The sequence below is a fragment of the Shewanella sp. AC34-MNA-CIBAN-0136 genome, assembly GCF_040309945.1.
Lineage (GTDB): Bacteria > Pseudomonadota > Gammaproteobacteria > Enterobacterales > Shewanellaceae > Shewanella.
In genome coordinates, this window is record NZ_JBEOPJ010000003.1 from 1 (window position 1) to 24,054 (window position 24,054).

Annotated in this window: 15 protein-coding genes, 1 tRNA gene and 2 rRNA genes; 13 read left to right on the forward strand and 5 right to left on the reverse strand. The window is 43.4% G+C overall.

What is annotated here, in order from left to right:
- The 4 genes from AAEY94_RS03390 to AAEY94_RS03405 all read left to right on the forward strand — a co-directional run.
- Positions 1-2,369 (forward strand): 23S ribosomal RNA (locus AAEY94_RS03390); the annotation flags it as partial.
- Between the two features lie 203 nt (positions 2,370-2,572).
- Positions 2,573-2,688, forward strand: a 5S ribosomal RNA gene (rrf, locus tag AAEY94_RS03395).
- Positions 2,689-2,794: 106 nt separating this feature from the next.
- Positions 2,795-2,871, forward strand: a tRNA-Asp gene (locus AAEY94_RS03400).
- A gap of 562 nt (positions 2,872-3,433) precedes the next feature.
- Complete coding sequence (locus AAEY94_RS03405) at positions 3,434-4,708, forward strand: CinA family nicotinamide mononucleotide deamidase-related protein (RefSeq protein WP_350977670.1); 1,275 nt, start codon at positions 3,434-3,436, stop codon at positions 4,706-4,708.
- A gap of 50 nt (positions 4,709-4,758) precedes the next feature.
- On the opposite strand, the gene AAEY94_RS03410 is transcribed toward AAEY94_RS03405, so the two are convergent.
- From AAEY94_RS03410 to argE, 4 genes are all read right to left on the reverse strand, one after another.
- Positions 4,759-7,818 (reverse strand): DUF2339 domain-containing protein, encoded by a 3,060-nt coding sequence (locus AAEY94_RS03410; RefSeq protein WP_350977673.1) that lies wholly within the window; start codon positions 7,816-7,818, stop codon positions 4,759-4,761.
- A 185-nt stretch (positions 7,819-8,003) separates the two neighbouring features.
- Positions 8,004-8,543, reverse strand: coding sequence for a YceB family lipoprotein (locus AAEY94_RS03415; protein WP_350977271.1), 540 nt, complete (start codon positions 8,541-8,543; stop codon positions 8,004-8,006).
- The gene (ppc, locus tag AAEY94_RS03420) at positions 8,540-11,188 is read right to left on the reverse strand and encodes a phosphoenolpyruvate carboxylase (protein WP_101084816.1); all 2,649 of its coding nucleotides are present in this window, start codon (positions 11,186-11,188) and stop codon (positions 8,540-8,542) included. Before ppc ends, AAEY94_RS03415 begins: the two co-directional genes overlap by 4 nt.
- Positions 11,189-11,340: 152 nt before the next feature.
- Positions 11,341-12,492: an acetylornithine deacetylase gene (gene argE, locus AAEY94_RS03425; protein WP_011635680.1), complete on the reverse strand. Its 1,152-nt coding sequence runs from the start codon at positions 12,490-12,492 to the stop codon at positions 11,341-11,343.
- A 263-nt stretch (positions 12,493-12,755) separates the two neighbouring features.
- Between argE and argC the strand changes: the two genes are divergently transcribed.
- The 9 genes from argC (at position 12,756) to AAEY94_RS03470 (ending at position 23,049) form a co-directional block, all read left to right on the forward strand.
- On the forward strand, positions 12,756-13,736 hold the full coding sequence (gene argC, locus AAEY94_RS03430) for an N-acetyl-gamma-glutamyl-phosphate reductase (RefSeq protein WP_101084817.1): 981 nt from the start codon (positions 12,756-12,758) through the stop codon (positions 13,734-13,736).
- Between the two features lie 30 nt (positions 13,737-13,766).
- Positions 13,767-14,546 carry an acetylglutamate kinase gene (gene argB, locus AAEY94_RS03435; RefSeq protein ID WP_101084818.1) on the forward strand — a complete coding sequence of 260 codons (780 nt, stop codon included), beginning with the start codon at positions 13,767-13,769 and terminating at the stop codon, positions 14,544-14,546.
- A gap of 14 nt (positions 14,547-14,560) precedes the next feature.
- Entirely contained in the window at positions 14,561-15,466 is a 906-nt protein-coding gene (locus AAEY94_RS03440) for an ornithine carbamoyltransferase (protein WP_162022034.1), read from the forward strand.
- 93 nt (positions 15,467-15,559) lie between these two features.
- Positions 15,560-16,783, forward strand: coding sequence for an argininosuccinate synthase (locus tag AAEY94_RS03445; RefSeq protein WP_101084820.1), 1,224 nt, complete (start codon positions 15,560-15,562; stop codon positions 16,781-16,783).
- A gap of 333 nt (positions 16,784-17,116) precedes the next feature.
- On the forward strand, positions 17,117-18,481 hold the full coding sequence (gene argH / locus AAEY94_RS03450) for an argininosuccinate lyase (protein WP_162022035.1): 1,365 nt from the start codon (positions 17,117-17,119) through the stop codon (positions 18,479-18,481).
- Positions 18,482-19,130: 649 nt separating this feature from the next.
- Positions 19,131-20,180 (forward strand): hypothetical protein, encoded by a 1,050-nt coding sequence (locus AAEY94_RS03455; RefSeq protein WP_350977276.1) that lies wholly within the window; start codon positions 19,131-19,133, stop codon positions 20,178-20,180.
- Between the two features lie 6 nt (positions 20,181-20,186).
- A complete protein-coding gene (locus AAEY94_RS03460) occupies positions 20,187-21,242 on the forward strand; it encodes a hypothetical protein (RefSeq protein ID WP_101084823.1) in 1,056 nt (351 codons plus the stop codon).
- 275 nt (positions 21,243-21,517) lie between these two features.
- Complete coding sequence (locus AAEY94_RS03465; protein ID WP_123778793.1) at positions 21,518-21,901, forward strand: DUF3302 domain-containing protein; 384 nt, start codon at positions 21,518-21,520, stop codon at positions 21,899-21,901.
- 2 nt (positions 21,902-21,903) lie between these two features.
- On the forward strand, positions 21,904-23,049 hold the full coding sequence (locus AAEY94_RS03470; RefSeq protein ID WP_350977279.1) for an HlyD family secretion protein: 1,146 nt from the start codon (positions 21,904-21,906) through the stop codon (positions 23,047-23,049).
- 65 nt (positions 23,050-23,114) lie between these two features.
- On the opposite strand, the gene AAEY94_RS03475 is transcribed toward AAEY94_RS03470, so the two are convergent.
- Positions 23,115-24,053, reverse strand: a complete 939-nt coding sequence (locus AAEY94_RS03475; protein ID WP_182743411.1) for a sensor domain-containing diguanylate cyclase — start codon at positions 24,051-24,053, stop codon at positions 23,115-23,117.
- Between the last annotated feature and the right edge of the window lies 1 nt (position 24,054).

Below are 24,054 nucleotides of genomic sequence, written 5' to 3' on the forward strand. Positions count from 1 at the left end.
GAGACCGTGACTGCGTACCTTTTGTATAATGGGTCAGCGACTTACATTTTGTAGCGAGGTTAAGCGAATAGCGGAGCCGTAGGGAAACCGAGTGTTAACTGCGCGTTTAGTTGCAAGGTGTAGACCCGAAACCGAGTGATCTAGCCATGGGCAGGTTGAAGGTTGAGTAACATCAACTGGAGGACCGAACCGACTTATGTTGAAAAATGAGCGGATGACTTGTGGCTGGGGGTGAAAGGCCAATCAAACTCGGAGATATCTGGTTCTCCTCGAAAGCTATTTAGGTAGCGCCTCGAGCGAATACCATTGGGGGTAGAGCACTGTTAAGGCTAGGGGGTCATCCCGACTTACCAACCCTTTGCAAACTCCGAATACCAATGAGTACTACTCGGGAGACAGACAGCGGGTGCTAACGTCCGTTGTCAAAAGGGAAACAACCCAGACCGTCAGCTAAGGTCCCAAAGTGTATGTTAAGTGGGAAACGATGTGGGAAGGCTTAGACAGCTAGGATGTTGGCTTAGAAGCAGCCATCATTTAAAGAAAGCGTAATAGCTCACTAGTCGAGTCGGCCTGCGCGGAAGATTTAACGGGGCTAAACATACCACCGAAGCTACGGGTGCATTTCTTAGGAAGTGCGCGGTAGAGGAGCGTTCTGTAAGCGGTTGAAGGTGAAGGGGTAACCCACACTGGACGTATCAGAAGTGCGAATGCTGACATGAGTAACGATAAAGGGAGTGAAAAACTCCCTCGCCGGAAGACCAAGGGTTCCTGTCCAACGTTAATCGGGGCAGGGTGAGTCGACCCCTAAGGTGAGGCCGAAAGGCGTAATCGATGGGAAACAGATTAATATTTCTGTACTTCCGCTAACTGCGATGGAGAGACGGAGAAGGCTAGGCTAGCGCGGCGTTGGTAGTCCGCGTTTAAGGTGGTAGGTTGATTTCTTAGGCAAATCCGGGAAATCGTACTTTAATGTACAGGCTGAGAGCTGATGACGAGTCACTAAGGTGATGAAGTAGTTGATGCCATGCTTCCAGGAAAATCTTCTAAGCTTCAGGTTAGTGGGAATCGTACCCCAAACCGACACAGGTGGTCGGGTAGAGAATACCAAGGCGCTTGAGAGAACTCGGCTGAAGGAACTAGGCAAAATGGTACCGTAACTTCGGGAGAAGGTACGCTCTTGTTGGTGATGAGACTTGCTCTCTAAGCTGACGGGAGTCGCAGATACCAGGTGGCTGCAACTGTTTATCAAAAACACAGCACTGTGCAAAATCGCAAGATGACGTATACGGTGTGACGCCTGCCCGGTGCCGGAAGGTTAATTGATTGGGTTATCTTCGGAGAAGCTCATGATCGAAGCCCCGGTAAACGGCGGCCGTAACTATAACGGTCCTAAGGTAGCGAAATTCCTTGTCGGGTAAGTTCCGACCTGCACGAATGGCGTAATGATGGCCACGCTGTCTCCAGCCGAGACTCAGTGAAGTTGAAATTGCGGTGAAGATGCCGTATACCCGCGGCTAGACGGAAAGACCCCGTGAACCTTTACTATAGCTTGGCACTGAACATTGAACCTACATGTGTAGGATAGGTGGGAGACTTTGAAGCTTGGACGCTAGTCTGAGTGGAGTCAATCTTGAAATACCACCCTTGTAGTTTTGATGTTCTAACTCTGGCCCCTTATCGGGGTTGAGGACAGTGCCTGGTGGGTAGTTTGACTGGGGCGGTCTCCTCCCAAAGAGTAACGGAGGAGCACGAAGGTTGGCTAAGTACGGTCGGACATCGTACGGTTAGTGCAATGGCATAAGCCAGCTTAACTGCGAGACATACACGTCGAGCAGGTACGAAAGTAGGTCATAGTGATCCGGTGGTTCTGAATGGAAGGGCCATCGCTCAACGGATAAAAGGTACTCCGGGGATAACAGGCTGATACCGCCCAAGAGTTCATATCGACGGCGGTGTTTGGCACCTCGATGTCGGCTCATCACATCCTGGGGCTGAAGTCGGTCCCAAGGGTATGGCTGTTCGCCATTTAAAGTGGTACGCGAGCTGGGTTCAGAACGTCGTGAGACAGTTCGGTCCCTATCTGCCGTGGGCGTTGGATGATTGAAGGGAGCTGCTCCTAGTACGAGAGGACCGGAGTGGACGAACCGCTGGTGTTCGGGTTGTCATGCCAATGGCATTGCCCGGTAGCTACGTTCGGAATCGATAACCGCTGAAAGCATCTAAGCGGGAAGCGAGCCCTAAGATGAGTCATCCCTAGAGCTTTAAGCTCTCTAAAGGGCCGTAGGAGACTACTACGTTGATAGGCAAGGTGTGTAAGCGTTGTGAGGCGTTGAGCTAACTTGTACTAATGACCCGTGAGGCTTAACCATACAACCCAGATGGGTTTTACTGATACGACTTAGTATTAGAATGAGGCGCTTAAACAGTGGTCATAAAATGCTCCATGCGTTTATGACATCAAGTACATCCGTGTACTTGTCGAACTCAAGACTCTTGATAAGAGTAAAAGCAATCAGCTTTCCGAATTATTATTTAATGCATCAAGAATAGTGCGTTAGATAAACAAAATTTGTCTGGAAACCATAGAGCTGTGGCACCACCTGATCCCATTCCGAACTCAGAAGTGAAACACAGTATCGCCGATGGTAGTTTGGGGTCTCCCCATGCGAGAGTAGGTCATTTCCAGGCGCCTAATTGACTCGAAAGAGTAGCTTCATTATGAAGCAAGTCTCCTAACCATGACACGTTAGCGACTTAAAAAGCATTTAGCATCGTGCGTAAGCAATTTGCTAAAGGAGCGGTAGTTCAGTTGGTTAGAATACCGGCCTGTCACGCCGGGGGTCGCGGGTTCGAGTCCCGTCCGCTCCGCCAATTACATAGAAGCCTCGTCTAACGACGAGGCTTTTTTGTATCTGAAGCTTACCCATTTTTCCCGAACAGATATCAACAGCCACAAGCGCTGCATTAATTTAATTGGTCCAATAACGTTCCCGGTATTGCTTTGCATTCATCCAATCTATTTGGACGGTTGACTCTCAATCAATAGAAAGTGACCAGTCACGCCAGATGACTAGTTCATTCTTTATTATAAGCAGCGTCCGCACTGCCACCTTAAGATGAAGGCCTTTGCTGCAATGCAAAGGCCTTTTTCGTATGTGAAAATCAACCGCGACATTTCTGTTTCATTAAGCGGCAATAGGCTTTGTAATTTGTCCGACATTATTTTGTATTGTCTTTCATTTTTGATAATACTTTAATACATTGAATCAATATCAAAATAATCAATTTAGCTATTTTTGAGATATTACTGTTGAGTTGTTGTAATTCATTAAGTCTTTTATTGGCTAATTTTGGATAAATGCGATCTATTGTCTTGCCATTCACATATTGCTCCCCTAACTTAAGTGCCAATAGCATGGGATTAGGAATAATGATGAAGTTAGAAATGATTTGTACTGGTGAAGAGGTACTCTCTGGCCAAATAGTCGATACCAATGCTGCTTGGGTTGCGAATACTTTGATGGAGTTAGGTATCGAGATGCAACATCGAGTGACGGTTGGCGATCGAATGGATGACCTTGTTGCTGCATTCCAAGAACGCAGTAAGCATGCAGATATCATTATTGTTAATGGTGGATTGGGGCCTACCAGTGATGATATGTCTGCGTTAGCCATGGCGAAAGCTAAAGGTGAAGACCTTGTCGAAAATGTGCAATGGCGTGAACATTTGGAAGATTGGTTTACGCGTAATAATCGTGTAATGGCCAAGAGTAATTTAAAGCAGGCTTGGTTACCAGCTTCTGCTGTGATGGTAGATAATCCTGTTGGGACAGCATGTGGCTTTAGAGTGAAGCTGAATAACGCATGGTTATTCTTTACTCCAGGCGTGCCGTTTGAATTAAAGCACATGATCACTGAACAGTTTATTCCGTTTATTACTCAAGAGTTCGGTGTACAACAAAAATCGGCTTTAGAAAAATTACTTACAATTGGTCACGGTGAGTCATCATTAGCAGATACATTGTCAGACATCACTTTGCCACAAGGCATTGAGTTAGGTTATCGCTCATCTATGCCACACATTGAAATTAAGATTTTTGCTCGTGGTGAAAAAGCTATCCGTCAGCTACCTGATGTAACAAAGCAGGTTAAAGCCTTATTAGGTTGTGCGGTTGTTGCTGAAAATCGGCCAACATTAGCAGCAGAGATCCATCATCGATTATACCAATCTGGTTTTAGTCTTAGTGTGGCAGAGTCTTGCACAGGTGGCATGATCACCAGTCAATTGATCGACTTTGCAGGGAGTTCATCGTACTTGCATCATGGTTTAGTGACGTACAGTAATGAATCTAAAGTGAAAGTGCTGGGCGTTAATCCACAGATCTTAGATGATCATGGTGCAGTGTCTATTGCTACTGTTGAGGCGATGGCGCAAGGCGTACGAGGTATTCTTGATAGTGATTATGCTTTAGCTACTAGTGGTATTGCTGGCCCTGACGGAGGCTCAGATGATAAGCCCGTTGGAACAGTCGCTATAGCATTAGCAACTAAACATGGCGTATACAGTCAAATGATCAAGTTACCAAAGCGCTCACGTCAGCTTGTGAGAAGTATGAGTACTGCAATTGCTTACGATATGCTTCGTCGTGCACTACTTGAAGAAGCCGTTATTGTTGATTACCCGTCGATACCTAGATTCGCCAAGTAAGTGTATTTCTAGCTTGCTTACCATTGGTGTAAGCAAGCTAGATTTAATGACTAGGCTGTAAGGTCATCAGCCAATTGACTGTTTTTCGCTTTTTGATAAAAGTAAGCAACCGTTAATAAAATAACGCCAATCAAAATAAAGGCGACGATTTTTTGAATTAATTCAAATGACGCCATATCAACAACAATCACTTTGATACATGCCAAAGCAAATAGTAATGCTGCTAGCCTGACTAGGCTTGCTTGTTGAGGCCGTAAGCTTATAAACATCACCACACTAGCATGCACAACTAACAGCACTGCACTCATTGGTGCAGCAATAATTAGGTCGAATTGATAGCTCCACAGTAAATAACTTATCACCAATAAAGCATGCCAAGCCCACTTAAGCGTGACATAAGAGATAATTTTTCTGTGTGCTCTAATACCTAATCTTGCTGTTAACAAATAACGACCTAATAAAATCAGCACTCCAAGCTCTGCTAAATTGGTCAGAACATTATCAATATTAAGGGTGAGTTGTGTTTCGCTGTGAAATAGGATGGGTAAAATGGCACAAGCAAAAATAGCAAAATACGCCAAGCTATAACTTGGTGCTAAGGCCTGCTTAAAATGTTGACCTATGCGTGTGTTTCTTTCGGTAATAACACTAAAATATCCACAGATGATTAACGCTGTTATTGCCCATGATGGATGGATTAGGTTAGTGAGAGTTTGACTTAGTACGGCTATGACTAAGGCAATATAATATGGAGCAATGTGCCATTGTAGCGTAGTAATTTGCTGCCACTTTTTTGGTAATTGTACATAGCGTACACTAATTAATCCGAGTAATAGCAATCCTATTGTCAATGCAGCAAGTCCTTGCCACAATTCTGCTAGGCACATTGCTGCTGTAACCATGGTTGCTAATACCGTGAGTATTTGCGACTCATAGCGAAGACTCTTGTGATTAATAAAGTAAGCCAAACCTAGACTCATCATACTGCTTAACCATAATGAGATAGCAATGTAGTCAGGATAGCTGCGTATGACTTTGGGCAATAATAGTAATGGTAGCGCGAGATAACATGCTAACTGAACATAGTAAGCAACGTGGATTAACTTGGCATTGGCATAATATTTTTTGTACCAATAATACGCCAATAGTAATCCGATAAAGAGTTCAAAACGGGCTAATTTAGCGTTCATTGCTTGGTCGGCAAAGCTAAGACTATCAGCGTCTATCATGCCAAAAATAACTAACCCTAATAACGGTAGTTGCAATAACCAGGCTAATACTTCGCTAAAACGTAGGGTGTGTTTAGCACTCATGTACAGAAGTAAAAAGCTGATTAATGGTAATGTATTAAGCCAATATTGCTCGGTGATAAAGAAGCTAATGAGTAACAAGGTTACTGTATAGAGCACTCCAAGTAACTCGCGGATAAATTGTACCACTAGGTGTTCAAATTGCATTAAATCAGCTTGATGGCGGCTCAGAAGCTTTTGCGCTACAAAAGTCATCGCACAGGTTAGTGCCATCGATATAATCAATAATGCTTGATATCCTAATAGGCCATCATTGTCATAGCGTGACAGGGCTAGCACATCAAAGACGTAAGCAAAGCTGCTTATTATGCCTAGTACGAGTAAGACATATGCTTCTGCTCTAATAGGGCTAAACAACTGTTTACAGCCAATCCACAGTAACAATAATCCCTCTAATAACAGCACTAAACCCATCAGTTCGACGCTGAGTAAAAACAGTGCGGCAAAACCAGCAAAGCTTCCGGCAAAAGCCAAGGCTAGGGCACTAATATCTTTATCGCGTTTAATTACCCAATATAACAACCCACACAGCAATGCATTAAGTGCAAATAGCTCACCAGCAAAAATGCTCCACTCCGTTAGGGTGTAGAGAGTAAAAACCATAAGTGCGATTGGAACCGCTAGCAGCCTTGGTGTTAATGCAGACTTGATGACAAATAATAAGCTGGCAATACTGTAGAGGTAGAACAGCCCATTGATCATTAATACTGCTAGGCCGGTTTGCCAATCAATGACAGACAGCGGCAATTGAATAAATAAGCTGAGTATTTGTATGCAAGCTATATGGAGTAAGGCGGTAATTTCGATGAGTATTGGCCAAGCTAATTTGTGGCTTTGTACCATCGAGCAAATACCGATAAGCATTAAATAAGGCAGGTACAATAGCGGCGTTTGTCCACCATCAAGTAGCATCAATGGCGCGAGTGATCCGCCAAGTAAAGCGACAATCGCGACAACTTTGGTGTCGAGTTTAAACGATAAGCTATAACCCAATATCGTATTAAGCAATAACAAGCCAAAGCAGGCAATATCAGGAATAAGATTAAAGTACGGTCCAAGAAAATATAGGCACAAATAATTAAGAATAAGCCCAAGGCCAACTAGGCCTGAGCCGAAGTCTTGCATTCCTGGGCGTTTTTGCCGAATAAATACTCCACCAACAATAATACTATTTGCTACGCCTAAACCTAATAACGCTTTACCCAGTTCTGAAAACCAGTTGTTAATTGAAAACTGCAGTAAATAACCAAAACCTAATGTCAGGGTAATAATGCCTGCAACCGTCATCAAAAATACAGGCCCTAACCCTTTACTTTGATAATGCTGATAGAATTCTTTTGCTTGTGCGGTTAACCCAGAAATGGGAGCAAATGCTGACGCACTGAACTCACCGATAGCGTCAGCTAATTGAGTAACCATCGCACTTAGGGCACTTTGTCTAGCGGGTGACTTTGTGACTACCGAAGTTTGTTGTTCTGATAGAGATGATGTTAACGCTGAATGACTTATATCTAACGTTTGGCGCTCCCAAGCAGAAGACGAGTATTGAGGTTTATCGGCTACGATACTGCCGCTCGAATCGTTTTCTCGACTCTCATGCACTGGGGCATGTAAGTTTTCAGCAGGCAAGGCTATCGGTTGTTCATTATTATTTTGCGCTTGTACCTGTTGGGCCAAAGCATCAAGTTGTTGACTGAACTGAGCCAATTGTCGATTTACATCGGCCTGCTGAGCGCCTTGCTGTGAAGTAAACTCCGCCAGTTGTGCTTTTAGTTTTGCTACGTCATCCATTAACGGCATCATTTATCCCATGATTATTATGCACTCCAATATTGCCAAGTTATTGTACGTGGTTCTGATTGATTAGGAAATGCTCAGTTTTCTGATACTTGAGATGTTCAGCCTTTATTTTCGATGTGCATGTAGATGAGTTTGAAGCAATAAAAAAGCACCCTAAGGTGCTTTCTGCTACTACGATTATAACGTTAAAACTTAACCACCAGTTTGCCCTGTTGTACGGCAATTTCTTTGGTCATTTTAGCCATTAGCGCTTGATTACTGTCGCGAGTGTCTAAGGTATACACTGGCTGGTTTTCAAGATAATTACGTAAAAATACCATCAATTGTGGTGTTGCCTGGCTGATGTAACGCTCAATATCGGCGGGTTCGGACTCAACCTTGACTAAGTTTAACTGTCGAAGATAGACACTCTTGGTATTACTGTCATACCAAGGCACAGCTTCGAACGTAGTTTTAAGCTTAGCGTGAATAGGTAGTAACGGGTTATTCACGGTAATCACAGTCGCTGCTGTGACAGCCATGGTATTTGGCTTAGCGCCTAACACGACCTGCATATCATTTAGCTTAAGTGATACACCAATTAACTTGTTGCCCTGTTTTACCTCAAAATGCATGTCTTTATTAAGGTACTGCTCAATTTCAGACTCAGTGATACTGTACTGACTGGCACAGCCAGTCAGTAACAATAACAATCCAAGTCCAAGGGTTTTAACCAAGGTTATCATCCAGTGTTTCTCATTCCTGCTGCAACGCCGGCAATGGTCAGCATAAGTGCTAGCTGAACATCTGCAGACGGTTCAACTTCTCTACGTGTACGGGCTAATAGCTCGGTTTGTAAGAAGTTAAGTGGATCTATGTAAGGGTTGCGCAGTTTAACAGACTCACGGCTCCAAGGCGTATGTGACATTAACTCTGTCGCTTGGGTTAATGATAATACTGCTTCAATACCCAATTGCAGACGTTGACGTAACTTCTCGCCTAAATGATGTAACTCTGGCTTCACTAAACATAACTCGTAGTACTTGGCTAAGTTAGGTTCTGCTTTGGTGTAAACCATTTCGAGCATTGAAATACGAGTTTCGAAGAAAGGCCATTGCTCTTCCATTTCACGCAATAATGCTAACTCGCCACGATCTGCCGCATCTTGTAATGCTTCGCCAGCACCAAGCCAAGCGGGTAGCATTAAGCGGTTTTGTGACCAAGCAAAAATCCACGGAATCGCGCGTAAGCTTTCAATACCACCATCAACTTTACGCTTAGCTGGGCGACTGCCTAGTGGCAACTTACCGAGCTCAACTTCTGGTGTGGCAGATCTAAAATACTCAACAAAGTCCGGTTCTTCACGTACGATGCCGCGATAATGCAGTACTGATTCTTCAGCAATACGCTGCATGCAATCACGCCACGATTTTTTAGGCTCCGGTGGTGGTAACAATGTCGCTTCTAATACCGCTGAGGTATATAGCGCTAAACTTTGTACCGCTAATTTTGGTAAGCCAAACTTAAAGCGGATCATTTCGCCTTGTTCTGTCACACGGATGCGACCATCTACCGAACCTGGTGGTTGCGATAAAATGGCTTTATGAGCTGGTCCGCCCCCACGGCCGATAGAACCGCCACGACCATGGAACAACATCAATTTAACGTCAGCTTTTTTACACACAGCAACTAATTGCTCTTGTGCGCGATACTGTGCCCAGGCTGCTGCCATCACACCAGCATCTTTGGCTGAGTCAGAATAACCAATCATCACTTCTTGCATGCCTTTGGTGTAACCACGATACCAATCAATATTTAGTAGCGAAGTCATACAGTCAGCGGCCCCCTCTAAGTCAGCGAGGGTTTCGAATAATGGCACTACGCGCATTGGATTAGTGCAACCGGCTTCTTTTAGCAGTAATAATACGGTTAATACGTCAGATGGCTTGCTGGCCATTGATATCACATAAGAGCCCAATGCATTAACAGGCTGCTGGGCGACTAAGTTGCAGGTTCTGACAACTTCAGCGACATCATCCGTCGGTTTCCAATTTGTTGGGATCAGTGGACGTTTGCTGGTTAACTCGCGCAGTAAAAACGCTTGTTTTTCATTTTCGTCCCAATGATTATAATCACCCATGCCCAAATAACGAGTCAGTTCAGCAATCACATCACTATGGCGGGTAGCATCTTGACGAATATCTAGGCGTAACATGTGAATACCAAAACACGCTAAACGACGTAATATGTCGAGTAACAGGCCATTGGCAATCAGCTTCATACCGCAATCGGTCAAACTCTTATAAAGTAGTTCAAGCGGTTCAAGCAAATCTGATTTATGCCAAATTAGCTCGCTGGTATCAACGTCAGGTTTTTTACCTTCAAGACGAGCGTTAAGGTAATCGATGGTGTCACGTAATTGGCAGCGTAATTTGCGTAACACATCGCGGTACGGTTCTTTACTGTTATCTGTTAACGCTGACAATTCAGCATTCGCTTGTTCCATCGACAATTCGCCAAGCAAGCTCACAATATCTTTTAAGTACAATCTTGCTGCGGCATGACGATTGCGATCGAGTACTTCTTGGGTGACGAGAGACGTTACAAACGGATTTCCGTCGCGGTCTCCGCCCATCCAGCTTGAAAATCTCACCGGAGAGACATCAATAGGTAATTGCTGGCCGGTCTTTTGCTCAACTTGATCATTGAGTTGACGCAGAAAGTCAGGAATAGCTTGCCACAAAGACGTTTCGATAGTGCTTAAACCCCAACGTGCTTCATCTACAGGAGTTGGGCGTTCGTTACGAATTTCGTTGGTGTGCCAAATTTGGGCAATAAGCTGACGCAGACGCAGAGTGCTTTGTTGGCGTTCGCGATCAGTCAGTTGGCTGTTTTCTTGTTCCGTTAAGCAATCAACTACAGCCGCATATTTTTGAATTAGCGTGCGGCGTGAAATCTCGGTTGGATGCGCTGTTAATACTAAATCGATGTCTAAGTTTTTTAAGCTCTTAATGACATCTTTTTTATCTAAATCAGTATCAAGCATGCGTCCAAGTAGTTGCTCTACTGGATCGGGCACACACACGAGTTCGTCGCAATTACGGCTAATGGTGTGAAATTGTTCTGCGATATTGGCTAAGTTTAAAAATTGGTTGAAGGCTTTGGCGAAAGGGACCAGTTCTTCGTCTGGTAAAGCGGTTAATAATGCCAACATTTGCTCACGAGAGGCTTCGTCACCCTGGCGAGATTTTTTTGCTAAAATTCGAATTTGTTCTACTTTTTCTAAAAATGCATCGCCTAAATGGTTTTGCATTGTTTCGCCTAATATCTGGCCTAAATGCCCCACATTTGATCGAAGTGACGCATACATATCTGCCGTTTGCTCTGTCATACTTACTCCCGAAAAAAAGAACGATTTTGCCAATAACTCTTACATCACAATACCCAGCGTATCAAAATCGGTCAATACGCAGGCACTGTATTTTGTAATTTTATTTCGTAAAAAAGTTACATTTTGATTTAACTTTCACCGATTATTGATGTTTACTTAATGCAGGCATGAAAAATCATTTTTTTGATCAATTCTACCGTTGGCGTTAAGTATTCTAAGCCAATAAATTCATCTGGTTGGTGGGCCTGGTTAATACTGCCCGGCCCAAGTACTAAAGTTTGGCAACCTAGTTTATTGATATAAGGTGCTTCAGTTGAATAGTTGACCACTTCTGCTTCGTTGCCAGACAATTCTGCAACGAGTTTGGTCCATGGATTATCTGCTTTTCCTGCAAACGATTCTGCGCCTGGGTACAAAGTACTGACACTTATGCTGCCAGGATACTCTTTACTGATGTCAGATAAGTAGTTCAACACCATTAATTCCAGATCCGCTAACTCCATTCCTGGTAAAGGACGAATATCTAAATGCAAATCGCAGCAACCACAAATACGGTTTGCGGCATCACCGCCATGAATATGGCCAAAGTTCATGGTTGGGTAGGGTACAGTAAACGCATCTTCGCGATAGTTCTCGCTTAAGTGCTGCTTTAGCTTCATTAATTGGCTAATGACTTTATGCATAACTTCAATAGCATTTAAGCCGCGAGCAGGATCAGATGAATGACCACTTCGACCAATCACGCGGATCCCTTGGGCTAAATGCCCCTTATGCATATAGACAGGTTTTAAGCTGGTGGGTTCACCAATAACCGCATAATCAGGTGCGATAACTTTTGAGTCGGCAAATGCTTTAGCGCCGCTCATGGTGGTTTCTTCATCTGCACTAGCAAAAATAGTCAGCGGACGTTTGAATTGATCAAGTGGCATGTCTTTTAATGCTTCGAGTACTAATGCAAAAAAGCCTTTCATGTCGCAAGTGCCTAAGCCGTACCAACGATTGTCTTTTTCAACCATCTCAAATGGACTTTGGCTCCAACGGCCTTCGTCAAAGGGCACGGTATCTGTATGGCCCGCAAGTAAAAGCCCACCGCTGCCGCTACCGATTCTGGCAATCAAGTTCTGTTTATTACGTGAGTCTTCTACCGTGGGGGTTTCGCATTCAAAACCCAGCTCACTGAACCAATTTTGCAACAAGTTGATAACTGCATGATTACTCATATCGTGTTCTGCTTCGAGTGCACTGACTGATGGCGCTGCAATCAGCTGTGTAAAACAACTTTTTAGATCTGGTAGTGTGCTCATGGGTTATCCTAAAAAATAATATGTAAAATACTTATTCACATATATTGCATAATTAATATTGTGTGATAGTCTAGCAAACAGCATTAACCGACACCATAAATAGAACGATAGAAATGAAAATAAACATGTGCTTTCTTACTGCTAAAACCACTATATCAATAATCAACGCGAACTTCCTGCGACGATAGTTCAAAATTAGGCGGCCCCCGTCTAAATAGGCTATGCTGACACTTTCTCTCATTATTTAACAAGAAAACAAACTTATGAAAAGCATCGCAATTATTGGCGCCAGTGGTTATACCGGTGCACAAATTACCTCGTTAATTAACGCAGACAGCAACTTCAGCGTTCAAGGGTTGTATGTGTCGGAAAACAGTTTAGATAAAGGCCGTAAATTAGCCGACCTTTACCCTACATATAGTCACATGGCTTATACGCTTTCGCCGTTATCAGATGACGCTAAAAAGAAAATTGTTGCCGAAGCCGATGCCGTGGTTTTAGCGACTGAGCATTCAGTTAGCCTAGAGCTTGCCGCATGGTTTTACCAGCAAGGTTTAGCGGTATTTGACTTAAGCGGTGCATATCGTTTTGCCGATGTGGCGCAATATCCAAAATGGTACGGTTTTGAACATACTCACCCTGATGTATTAGCTCAGGCGGTGTATGGCTTAGCAGAGTGGAACAGCGAACAAATTAAACAAACAAGAATGATTGCTGTACCAGGTTGTTATCCTACGGCTTCACTTACTGCACTAAAACCGCTTAAACCATTCTTAACTGAAATGTATCCAGTCATTAATGCCGTGAGTGGTGTAACAGGTGCAGGTCGTAAAGCACAGTTACATACCAGTTTCTGCGAAGTTAGCCTTACGCCATACGGTGTATTGGGTCACAGACATCAGCCTGAGATTGCGACACATTTAGGTCAGGAAGTTATTTTTACGCCGCATTTAGGTAACTTTAAGCGGGGTATTTTGGCAACCATTACCGTGCAACTAAAACCAGGCACTACAGAAGCCGATGTCGCTAAAGCGTATAGCGTGTACGACAATGCGCCAATAGTGACAGTAAAGCACAATCAATTCCCTAAAGTTGATGATGTGGTTAACACCCCCAATTGTCATTTAGGTTGGAAGTATGATGCCAACAGCGGTTATTTAGTGGTCGCCAGTGCGATAGACAATTTAATGAAAGGTGCTGCTAGCCAAGGTCTACAGTGCATTAAAATCCATTTCGGTGTGTAATTAACTCGCATTAGTGAAGGAATAAAAATAATGGCTACAAAATCAGTATTAGTTTTAAAAGTCGGTGGTGCGTTGCTTCAATGCGAAATGGGCATGGCGCGTTTAATGGCGGCAGCAGCCGAAATGCTTGCTGCGGGTCAACAAGTCATATTAGTCCATGGCGGTGGTTGTTTGGTTGATGAGCAATTAACCGCTAATGGCAAAGAAACGGTTAAATTAGACGGTTTACGTGTTACGCCAGAAGATCAAATTCCTATTATTGTTGGCGCGCTAGCAGGTACCTCAAACAAAATTTTACAAGCAGCTGCAGCTAAAGCTGGCATTGTTAGCGTAGGCATGAGCTTAGGCGACGGCAATGTTGTTACTGCAAAAATCAAAGATGAGCGTTTAGGACTTGTGGGCGAAGTTGAGCCAAAAGACGCGACCTACTTAAACTTTATTTTAAGCCAGGGCTGGATGCCAATTTGTAGCTCGATTGCCATTTCTAGCCAAGGCGACATGTTAAACGTCAACGCAGATCAAGCCGCAACAGCCTTAGCAAAATTAGTTAACGGTACGTTGGTGTTATTGTCAGACGTATCGGGTGTGTTAGATGGTAAAGGTCAGTTAATACAGAGTTTAAACAAAAGTGAAATTGAACATCTTGTTGCCCAAGGTGTGATTGAAAAAGGCATGAAAGTCAAAGTAGAAGCCGCATTGGAAGTTGCTCAATGGATGGGTAAACCCGTGCAAGTTGCTTCATGGCGCGATGCCGAACAGTTAAAAACCTTAGTCAAAGGTGGGTCCGTCGGGACTCAAATACAACCTTAATGGAGTAGTAGTATATGCAGCACCTATTGTCGATAAAAGAGTTAACTCAATCTCAGCTTTTAGCCATCATTGATCTGGCTAAAAAAATTAAGAATAACCCCGCTGAGTACCGTCGCGCCTTAGATGGTAAAAGCGTTGTGATGCTGTTTGAAAAGCCATCACTGCGCACCCGAGTCAGCTTTGACATTGGCATTAATAAATTAGGTGGTCACTGCTTATACTTAGACCAACAAAATGGTGCGTTGGGACAACGCGAAACGGTAGCTGATTTTGCGACAAACATTTCATGCTGGGCCGATGCTATTGTGGCAAGAACATACTCGCACACCACCATAGAACAATTAGCTCAACATGGCAGCGTGCCGGTGATTAATGCTTTGTCTGACTTGTACCATCCATGCCAAGCGCTAGCTGACTTTTTAACACTATCAGAGCAATTTGATGACGTAAGCCAAGCAAAACTGGCTTATGTTGGCGATGGTAATAACGTCACCCACTCACTGATTTATGGTGCAGCGATTTTAGGCATGACCATGACAGTGATTTGCCCTGAAGGGGCATTCCCTGATGCACTCATCGTGACAGAAGCTCAGGCGTTAGCAAAGCAAAATGGTGGCAAGTTAACTCTAAGTGCAGACATTAATGCCATTGAAGGCCATGATGCTATTTATACAGATACATGGATTTCTATGGGTGATGAAACACCGCTTGCTGACATTAAAGCCCGTTTTGCACCATACCAAGTTAATAGTGAGCTAATGGCTCAAGCTGGTGCTAAATTCTTTATGCATTGCTTGCCAGCACATCGTGGTGTGGAAGTGACAGATGAAGTGATGGATGGCGAAGGTTCATTGATTTTACATCAAGCAGAAAACCGCATGCATGCGCAAAATGCAGTATTAGTGACCTTATTAAGTTAGTCACCTTATTTAAGTTATTCAAAAGATTAAGTCAATAGTGCCTCTGGCGTTATTTAAATTGAAAATATACGTAATCGATTTTAGGAAATAAACATGTCTAATGCAGTGAAAAAAAACGGTGTTAAAAAAGTGGTATTGGCATATTCAGGTGGTTTAGACACCTCGGCTATTATCCCGTGGTTAAAAGAAACTTATGACGACTGTGAAATCATCGCATTTTGTGCCGACGTCGGCCAAGGTGAAGAAGAGCTCGTTGGCTTAACAGAAAAAGCCTTAGCGTCAGGTGCTTCTGAGTGCCATATCGTCGATCTAAAAGAAGAGTTTGTTGCTGATTATATTTACCCAACTATTGCAACGGGTGCTATTTACGAAGGTACATACTTGTTAGGCACGTCAATGGCGCGTCCTATTATTGCTAAAGCGCAAGTAGAAGTCGCCCGTAAAGTCGGTGCTGACGCGGTATGTCATGGCTGTACTGGTAAAGGTAACGACCAAGTTCGTTTTGAAGGTTGTTTTGCTGCATTAGCACCAGACTTAAAAGTGATTGCGCCTTGGCGTGAGTGGGAAATGCGTAGCCGTGAAGACTTATTGGCTTACCTTGCAGAGCGTGATATCAAAACCAGTGCTTCAGCGACCAAAATTTATAGCCGTGATGCCAACGCATGGCACATTTCGCACGAAGGTGGTGAGTTAGAAGATCCATGGAACGAGCCATCAAAAGGCGTGTGGACATTAACAGTAGCACCAGAAGATGCACCAAATGAGCCTGAATATGTCTCGTTAGCGGTTAAGCATGGTCGTGTGACTCATGTAAATGACGAAGCATTATCGCCATATGCTGCACTCATGAAGCTAAACGACATTGCTGGCAAACACGGTGTAGGTCGTATCGATATTACCGAAAACCGTTTAGTGGGCATGAAGTCTCGTGGTTGTTATGAAACACCAGGCGGCACCGTAATGTTTGCTGGTCTGCGTGCCATTGAAGAATTAGTTTTAGACAAAACTAGCCGTACGTGGCGCGAGCAAATTGCTGGGCAAATGTCGCACCTAGTGTACGACGGTCGTTGGTTTACCCCTTTATGTAAATCACTTATCGCAGCGTCAGAATCATTAGCAGAATCGGTTAATGGTGATGTAGTGATTAAGCTGTATAAAGGCCAAGCGACAGCCGTTAAAAAACGTTCGCCAAACAGCTTGTATTCAGAAGCTTTCGCAACGTTTGGCGAAGATGACGTATACGATCAAAAACACGCTGAAGGCTTTATCCGTTTATATTCTTTAGCGAGCCGTATTCGCGCGCTAAACACTAAATAGATTTTACGCCAACGATATAAGGGCGCTGCAAAGCGCCTTTCTTATAATGACTTTTGGCAAACAGAGAGTCATTACAAGAAACAGAATATTATACAACCTGAACTCGGGATAACAAACGACTCTCAAACAGCCCTTTGCCTTGCTAACTACGTTGAATCGACTTGCAATAGCTAGCTATTGACGCGTCAATTCGTCTTGTTAGTAAAGCAAATGACAAGTTTGATAGAGAGCAATGATTAAGATTTTGAGCTTTAATATTATCTTCTCATCTCTTATCCCGAGTTCAGGTTATCTACATTATTGAACGATAATTTCAAAACAGAGGATACCGACATGGCGTTATGGGGCGGAAGATTTCAGGGCGAAACCAGTGCACTTTTCAAGTTGTTTAATGACTCACTGCCAGTGGATTACCGCTTATTTGAACAAGACGTTGTCGGCTCTATTGCATGGGCAGATGCCATTGCTAGCGTCGGTATTATTACTGCAAAAGAATGTATCGATTTAAAAGCAGCGTTAAATGAGCTGCTGGTGGAAGTGGGTAACGATCCGCAAGCGATTATCAGTAACGGCGCCGAAGATATACACAGCTTTGTTGAACAAAAGCTGATTGCCAAAGTAGGCGATTTAGGCAAAAAACTCCACACGGGCCGTTCGCGTAACGACCAAGTCGCCACAGATTTAAAGCTGTGGTGCAAAAAAGAAGGTGCAGCATTACTCGCACGTTTAGGTACATTGCATGCAGAGTTAATTGCATTAGCCGAGCGTGAAGTCGATGCGGTTATGCCGGGTTACACCCATTTACAACGTGCACAGCCAGTTACTTTTGGTCACTGGGCGCTGGCTTATGTTGAAATGTATGAGCGTGATATTAGCCGCCTACAAGATGCATTAAGCCGTGCCGATTCATGTCCATTAGGTTCTGGCGCACTAGCCGGTACCGCTTATCCGATTGATCGCCACGCGTTAGCGGCAGCGTTAAACTTTGCTCGCCCAACCTTAAACAGCTTAGACAGTGTGTCGGATCGCGATCACGTGGTTGAATTATGCAGCGCCGCGTCAATCAGTATGATGCATTTAAGCCGCATGGCTGAAGACCTAATTTTCTTCAACTCTGGCGAAGCTAATTTTATCTCATTAGCCGATGAAGTCACTTCTGGCTCATCACTGATGCCACAAAAGAAAAACCCCGATGCCTTAGAGCTTATTCGTGGTAAAACCGGCCGTGTATATGGCAGCTTAATGGGTATTTTAACGACCATGAAAGCCTTGCCATTGGCGTACAACAAAGACATGCAAGAAGATAAAGAAGGCTTATTCGACGTAGTCGACAGTTGGGCTATTTGCCTAGACATGGCAGCATTAGTATTGTCGGGCTTAAAAGTGAATCGTCCACAAGCTTTGGTCGCGGCGCAACAAGGTTATGCTAATGCCACTGAACTTGCGGATTATCTTGTGGCTAAAGGTATGCCGTTCCGTGAAGCACACCATGTAGTGGGTGAGGTGGTGGTATTTGCCATTGGTGAGCAAAAGCCGATTGAAGACTTAAGCGTGGCTGAGCTACAGAAATTTGCCAACGTGATTAGCGATGATGTGTATCCAAACCTTACGATTGAAGCGTGTTTAGAAAAACGTGATGTATTAGGTGGCACCGCTATCAATCAAGTGCAAGCAGCCATAGCAGCTAAAAAAGCATAGCTATAAAAGTATAACGATAAGTACTTATTTCGATAGCATCGAGGTAGATATTAGTCACCAAGCCCTGTTGATATTCATCGGCGGGGCTTGTTTGTTTTCGCTACCATAAACCATAAACCATAAACCATAATCCATAATCCATAATCCATAGCTAGAACACACTATAGAGCAGTCATTTATTTAACCACGCTGCGTATGCAGAGGTTGTGGTCGTTTGTATCGCTTCTTATGTATTCAATTTAGGATCAATGCACATCACGCTATCACCACTCTAGCTATAGATTTTACTCATCGATATCACTCATTGATATTATTCATAAGATAGCCACGCCAACATTCGGTTAAATTTTTTTACAAGTTTGAGTAATTACTTAAAACATCTGTGTCAAATACCATAACGTCCCATTTGAGTTGTTATTGCCTACCGCTAAATATCGGAATGCTAGTCGGTTTAAATTGTTATCTGTTAATTCAAACACTCGGTCTATTTTGACAATAAATAGGCCGAATTTTTGTGGTTGCATTGTTTTGATTCTGCTCTATGTTGATGTTGGAGTTGTAATAATAAATCCAATATGAGTAACAAAATAATAAAGTTCTGTTAACAGTGCTGTTGGCGCTGCAGCAGATAAAATAAGAGGACAACCCAATGACAAAATCGATACTTTTACTGTTGGCAGGCTTATTAACTGGCGCAGCTCAAGCAGCCGTTGGTAGCTACCCAGTAGTGTTAGTGCATGGCTTTCAACCGGATAATTTACAAAGTAAGCCGACAGGTACACAGGTAACTGACAATGGTTCAGAGTACTGGGCGCAATATTGGCGAGATCGTGCTGATGCACGCATTGATTGGCCATCGCAAGAGCGCATTGCTAATAAAATAACCAGCCAATATGTGTGGCCTAAATTGCAGCAGCTATCTCGTGAGGGGACATGTGCCAGCGGTTGTGTATTTGTGACCCATTCTACTGGCGATTTAGTGATGCGCTATATTATTGATAACCAAGCGCTATGGTTGCAAAACGCAGGTTTAAAGCCGCTTAATATTGTCGCCACATTTGACTTTTCTGGCGCGGGTGGTGGGGTTGAATTGGCTGATTTGGCGGTTAATGTCGCCAGTGGTTCAGGTTTGATAGATGCAACATTAAAACTGGCAGTGTCGTTATGGTTAGGAGAACTGCCATCGTCATCCAATATTGGGGTATTGAATGATTTACGCGTAAATACTGCACGCCAATTGGCAGCGTTTCCCGAAAGCCGAGTGCCACGTTTACGTTTTGCTGGGGCAGGCTCTGACTTTCTCGGTGTGACAGGGGCATTTTTACCCGGCGAAGATGATGGCGTTGTTGCCAGCCATTCTAGTTGTGGTGCCGCGGCCGTTGGCAGTTACAACAGTTGTTCGCGCAGTGTAGCATTTGATGGCAAGCTCACCTCGACTAATGGCCCGAGCGGATTTATGCCTTATCACTATCCAATGTTGATGAGTGAAGGTTATAGCCATGGTGACACTATTTTAAATAGCGCTAAAGATGAAGTAACTTCTGCTAATAGTCGTGCCAATTATCTCAATGGCGATAACTTACAATTCAGCACCTATGATGAAAAACGTGGCTGGTGGATATTTAGTTCACGTTATAGAGTGGTTAATCATTCGAACAAAACCAGCATGTCAGCACTTGTGTATCAGGCTGCTAACTAAGCGTATATGAAATATAAAAAAATCATTATAACAATATCCCTACTCGCTACGGCAGTAGGGTTTTGGGTTTACACTTCTGAGTCGGCACTTGAGCCACCTCAGAGTGCTGCCGTTATCGAGCAAGATGATACAGCGCCAACCAAACTGAAAGTAGTAAAACACATGCAAACTAAAACGATGACCGTGGTTGAAAAGCTTCCACAGCCGATCAGTGATAGTTTTCAGCTTATGGCAGAGGCTTATGCTAGCGAACTTGAGTTGCCATCTTACTCAATGCCTTTATCGGTTGATGATACGCACTTACTTAACCCCAATGCTTACATTCCTCAGCCGGTGCAGCTCCAAGATGGAGCCAGTGCCAGCATAGTGTTGCCTAAGTATCGTTTTAGTTTTCCTGAACCAGTGGTTATTAATCTCGACGTTAATGGCTTGCTTGTTGCTGGGGCAAGTGCAGCATTACGTAGTGAGCTTACAAGTGGATCGGAGCCATTCATTAGCGGAACCATGCTAGGTGCCGATGGAAAATGGGCGATACAACTGAATGCTGAAGACGATTGGAATGGTCCAATGGAGGTCAGTGTTACCTTTAGCGCTAAGGGCAAAAAACAAACGTTAAAAACAGGCATAGAATATAGTCATCCTACGGCAACCATAACCGGAGTGGAGGATATCCGCGCTGAAGGCAGTGATATGTTGATACCAGTTAAATTGGATGTTGATCAAGCGGGTTATTATCGTTTACGGGCCAATCTATATACAGCAGATAAGCAGCCGATTGCCTTGCTAACGGGTTCAGACAAGCTGACTGAAGGCTCTGTGGTGCTGGATCTTAAAGCCTATAAAGGGGTGTTAGCGCAATATAAAGGCCCTTATGTTCTGAGTACATTTGTATTGGAGCGCCGCCCTGCAGTACCCGGTGAGTTAACTCAGTACGGCCACAGTGAGGAACCTGCCTACCAGTTAGGTGATTTTGCGGTTGAGTCGTTATCTGATGAGCCATGGCAACCCGATGAGCAAGAAATGCAGCGACTTGAGTTTTTGCAAAAAATGGCAACAGACTAGGGTAATCATTGTTGCTTACATTATCTAAAGCCCGCGTTAGCCAATAACGTGGGCTTTTTTATGCATAAATAACCTCAAAGTTGCCATGATTACTGCATTAATTCGTGCAAATAAGTAATGGAGGCAATGACTATAAAATAGATAATCTGCTTAGTTTCTTCGTTGTTGCAACAGTTTCAATGTATTTTTTGTAATCAGTTCTATACTAAAAATAGGTTCATTGTTTATTTAAGTAAAGACACTTTGATGATAATAAATTGAAATTGGGAGCAGATATGTTTTTAGATTATTTTGCGTTAGGGATTATATTTTTTGTCGTGATATTTATTTTTTACGGCATTATTGCGATTCATGATATTCCTTACGAGATTGCGAAAAAACGTAATCATCCACAGCAAGATGCATTGCATATTGCGGGTTGGGTAAGCTTATTTACATTGCATGCCATTTGGCCATTTTTATGGATTTGGGCCACGTTATATCGAGAAGATAGAGGCTGGGGATTTAGTGATTCGAGAAAGCGAGAATTGATACTCGAGGGTGAAGTTAAAGAGCTAATGAATCATGTCACAGCGTTAACGGATCGTTTGTCGCTATTAGAGCAACGTTCTGCTGTCACGACTCCTCCCGTTTCTGATGAACACTCACAAGAGGCCTAAGCATGGACTTACTACTGATACTGACTTATACCGCATTTTGTATCGCAGTTTTTAAAGTATTTAAAATTCCGTTAACCAAATGGACTGTGCCGACAGCTATTCTTGGTGGAATTGTATTAATTGGTACTTTATTAATTTTAATGAATTATAACCATCCCTATTCGAGGTTTGCTCGCGAGTATTTTGTCACTATTCCGATTGTGCCCGCAGTTAAAGGATTGGTTATCGAAGTCAATGTTAAGCCAAATACACCAGTAAAAGAAGGTGAGGTGTTATTTAAAATTGACCCTACACCTTACCTTTCAATGGTTAAGCAAAAACAAGCGGCGCTAAAAGAAGCAGAACAGCAAGTACCACAACTTGAAGCCGCTTTTCAAATAGCGGCAGCTAAAGTTGAACAAGCAACAGCAGATAAAGATCGTACAGAATCAGTCTATCGACGCTATGAAGACGGTCGCAAAAAAGCGGGGCGTAATTCACCGTTTACTGAGCTTGAGCTCGACAATCGTCGCCAATTATACATAGCTTCATCAGCGCAACTAGATGCCGCTTTAGCTGAGGGGCTGCGGACTCGTTTGGCATATGAGTCGAATATTGATGGCGTCAATACCAAAGTAGCAGGCCTACAAGCTGAACTCGCTAAGGCTGAATATGACTTACAGCAAACAGTCGTCAGAGCGCCTGCGGATGGTGTAGTGACTCAATTAGCGCTACGAAAAGGCGCTATGGCGGTGCCTTTACCTTTGCGCCCAGCACTGACGTTTATTCCAGATGAGACGAGATATTTTGCTGGCGCTTTTTGGCAAAACTCATTATTACGTCTTAAAGAAGGTGATGAAGCCGAAGTGATAATTGATGCCATGCCTGGACAAGTGTTTAAAGGCAAAGTTGCCAAAATACTCCCTGCGATGGCAGAAGGTGAAATTCAATTTAGCGGAAATTTACAGTCATCGAATAAGTTGTTTCAACGCGGTCGAGTATTGGTGTTGATTGAGCTAGAAGATGACGCAATAAGACAATCATTGCCAGCAGGTGTCGCAGGGCAAGTGGCTATTTATACCGATCATTTTAGCCATGTTGCGGTAATGAGAAAGGTATTATTAAGAATGCAGGGCTGGTTAAATTACTTGTTTACAGAAGGACATTAACCTCGATTTTATGAGCGCCAGGGTTTAAACGTTTTTCTCAATAATGGCGGCAAGATGAAACCAAGTTATACAGTCTGTGCTTGCTGTACTTGGTTTCTGCCGCCGCGTTTGGCGCAATACATAGCCATGTCTGCTCGGCTAAAAAGGTCTTGTATTACCTTGTCTCCGGCGGTTAATGAACTTACGCCAATAGATACGGTAACCTTAATGTTGCTATTTGCCTGAGTGGTATGAAATGAGTGTTTGGCAATATGTTCTCGAATACGCTCAGCAATGATCATAGCACCTTCACCGTCGGTCATCGGTAAGATGATGGTAAACTCCTCACCACCGATTCTGGACAATGAATCTGATTGGCGCAGTAAATCACTGCATATTTGGGCAAACTGTTTAAGTATGCTATCTCCGCCCTCATGACCAAAATTGTCATTAATCACTTTAAAGTAATCGATATCGATAACCAACAAGGATAACTGTTGGTTAAATCTGATCGCTCTGGCACATTCTTGTTTTGCTAATTGGTTATATGAGCGACGATTATGCACCCCAGTTAGTTGATCTGTATTCACTAAACTTTCGATTTGTTGATGTGCTTGTTCTAGTGATGTTTGTGCCTGTTTTAGGTTGGTGATATCTGCGCCCATAATAATGGTGTAACCACTGTCTAAGTTAATCCTGGTCATTTTAAACCAACGCCCATCAGACAGATCTGTTTCATACTGGTTTAGAGCCTTTTCTGAATGCAGTTTATGCAGATTTTCCAGCCATTGTTCAAAATCATCAGTATTGATAATAACGCCTTGCTTAGTTTCCCAAGCGTGGCGTAATAAATCGCCTGATTTTTTGCCAATAGCATCTTCTGTGGTAGTGCCAAAGATGCTGGCGAAGTGCTGATTACAGTAGATAACTTCTTTATCTTGGTTGAGTACACCGAAACAATTTGGAGTGAGTTTTAATGCATCCAAGAGGATGGGCTCTAAATTGACAGGTGGACTTTGCGGCATA

Bases quoted from the DNA above. Each gene is read 5' to 3' on its own strand.
- AAEY94_RS03460 (WP_101084823.1), top strand. From the start codon at position 20,187: ATGAAATATAAAAAAATCATTATAACAATATCCCTACTCGCTACGGCA.
- AAEY94_RS03415 (WP_350977271.1), bottom strand. From the start codon at position 8,543: ATGATAACCTTGGTTAAAACCCTTGGACTTGGATTGTTATTGTTACTG.
- AAEY94_RS03410 (WP_350977673.1), bottom strand. From the start codon at position 7,818: ATGCCGTTAATGGATGACGTAGCAAAACTAAAAGCACAACTGGCGGAG.
- ppc (WP_101084816.1), bottom strand. From the start codon at position 11,188: ATGACAGAGCAAACGGCAGATATGTATGCGTCACTTCGATCAAATGTG.
- argB (WP_101084818.1), top strand. From the start codon at position 13,767: ATGGCTACAAAATCAGTATTAGTTTTAAAAGTCGGTGGTGCGTTGCTT.
- AAEY94_RS03405 (WP_350977670.1), top strand. From the start codon at position 3,434: ATGAAGTTAGAAATGATTTGTACTGGTGAAGAGGTACTCTCTGGCCAA.
- AAEY94_RS03440 (WP_162022034.1), top strand. From the start codon at position 14,561: ATGCAGCACCTATTGTCGATAAAAGAGTTAACTCAATCTCAGCTTTTA.
- AAEY94_RS03465 (WP_123778793.1), top strand. From the start codon at position 21,518: ATGTTTTTAGATTATTTTGCGTTAGGGATTATATTTTTTGTCGTGATA.
- argE (WP_011635680.1), bottom strand. From the start codon at position 12,492: ATGAGCACACTACCAGATCTAAAAAGTTGTTTTACACAGCTGATTGCA.
- AAEY94_RS03470 (WP_350977279.1), top strand. From the start codon at position 21,904: ATGGACTTACTACTGATACTGACTTATACCGCATTTTGTATCGCAGTT.
- AAEY94_RS03475 (WP_182743411.1), bottom strand. From the start codon at position 24,053: ATGCCGCAAAGTCCACCTGTCAATTTAGAGCCCATCCTCTTGGATGCA.
- AAEY94_RS03455 (WP_350977276.1), top strand. From the start codon at position 19,131: ATGACAAAATCGATACTTTTACTGTTGGCAGGCTTATTAACTGGCGCA.
- argH (WP_162022035.1), top strand. From the start codon at position 17,117: ATGGCGTTATGGGGCGGAAGATTTCAGGGCGAAACCAGTGCACTTTTC.
- AAEY94_RS03445 (WP_101084820.1), top strand. From the start codon at position 15,560: ATGTCTAATGCAGTGAAAAAAAACGGTGTTAAAAAAGTGGTATTGGCA.
- argC (WP_101084817.1), top strand. From the start codon at position 12,756: ATGAAAAGCATCGCAATTATTGGCGCCAGTGGTTATACCGGTGCACAA.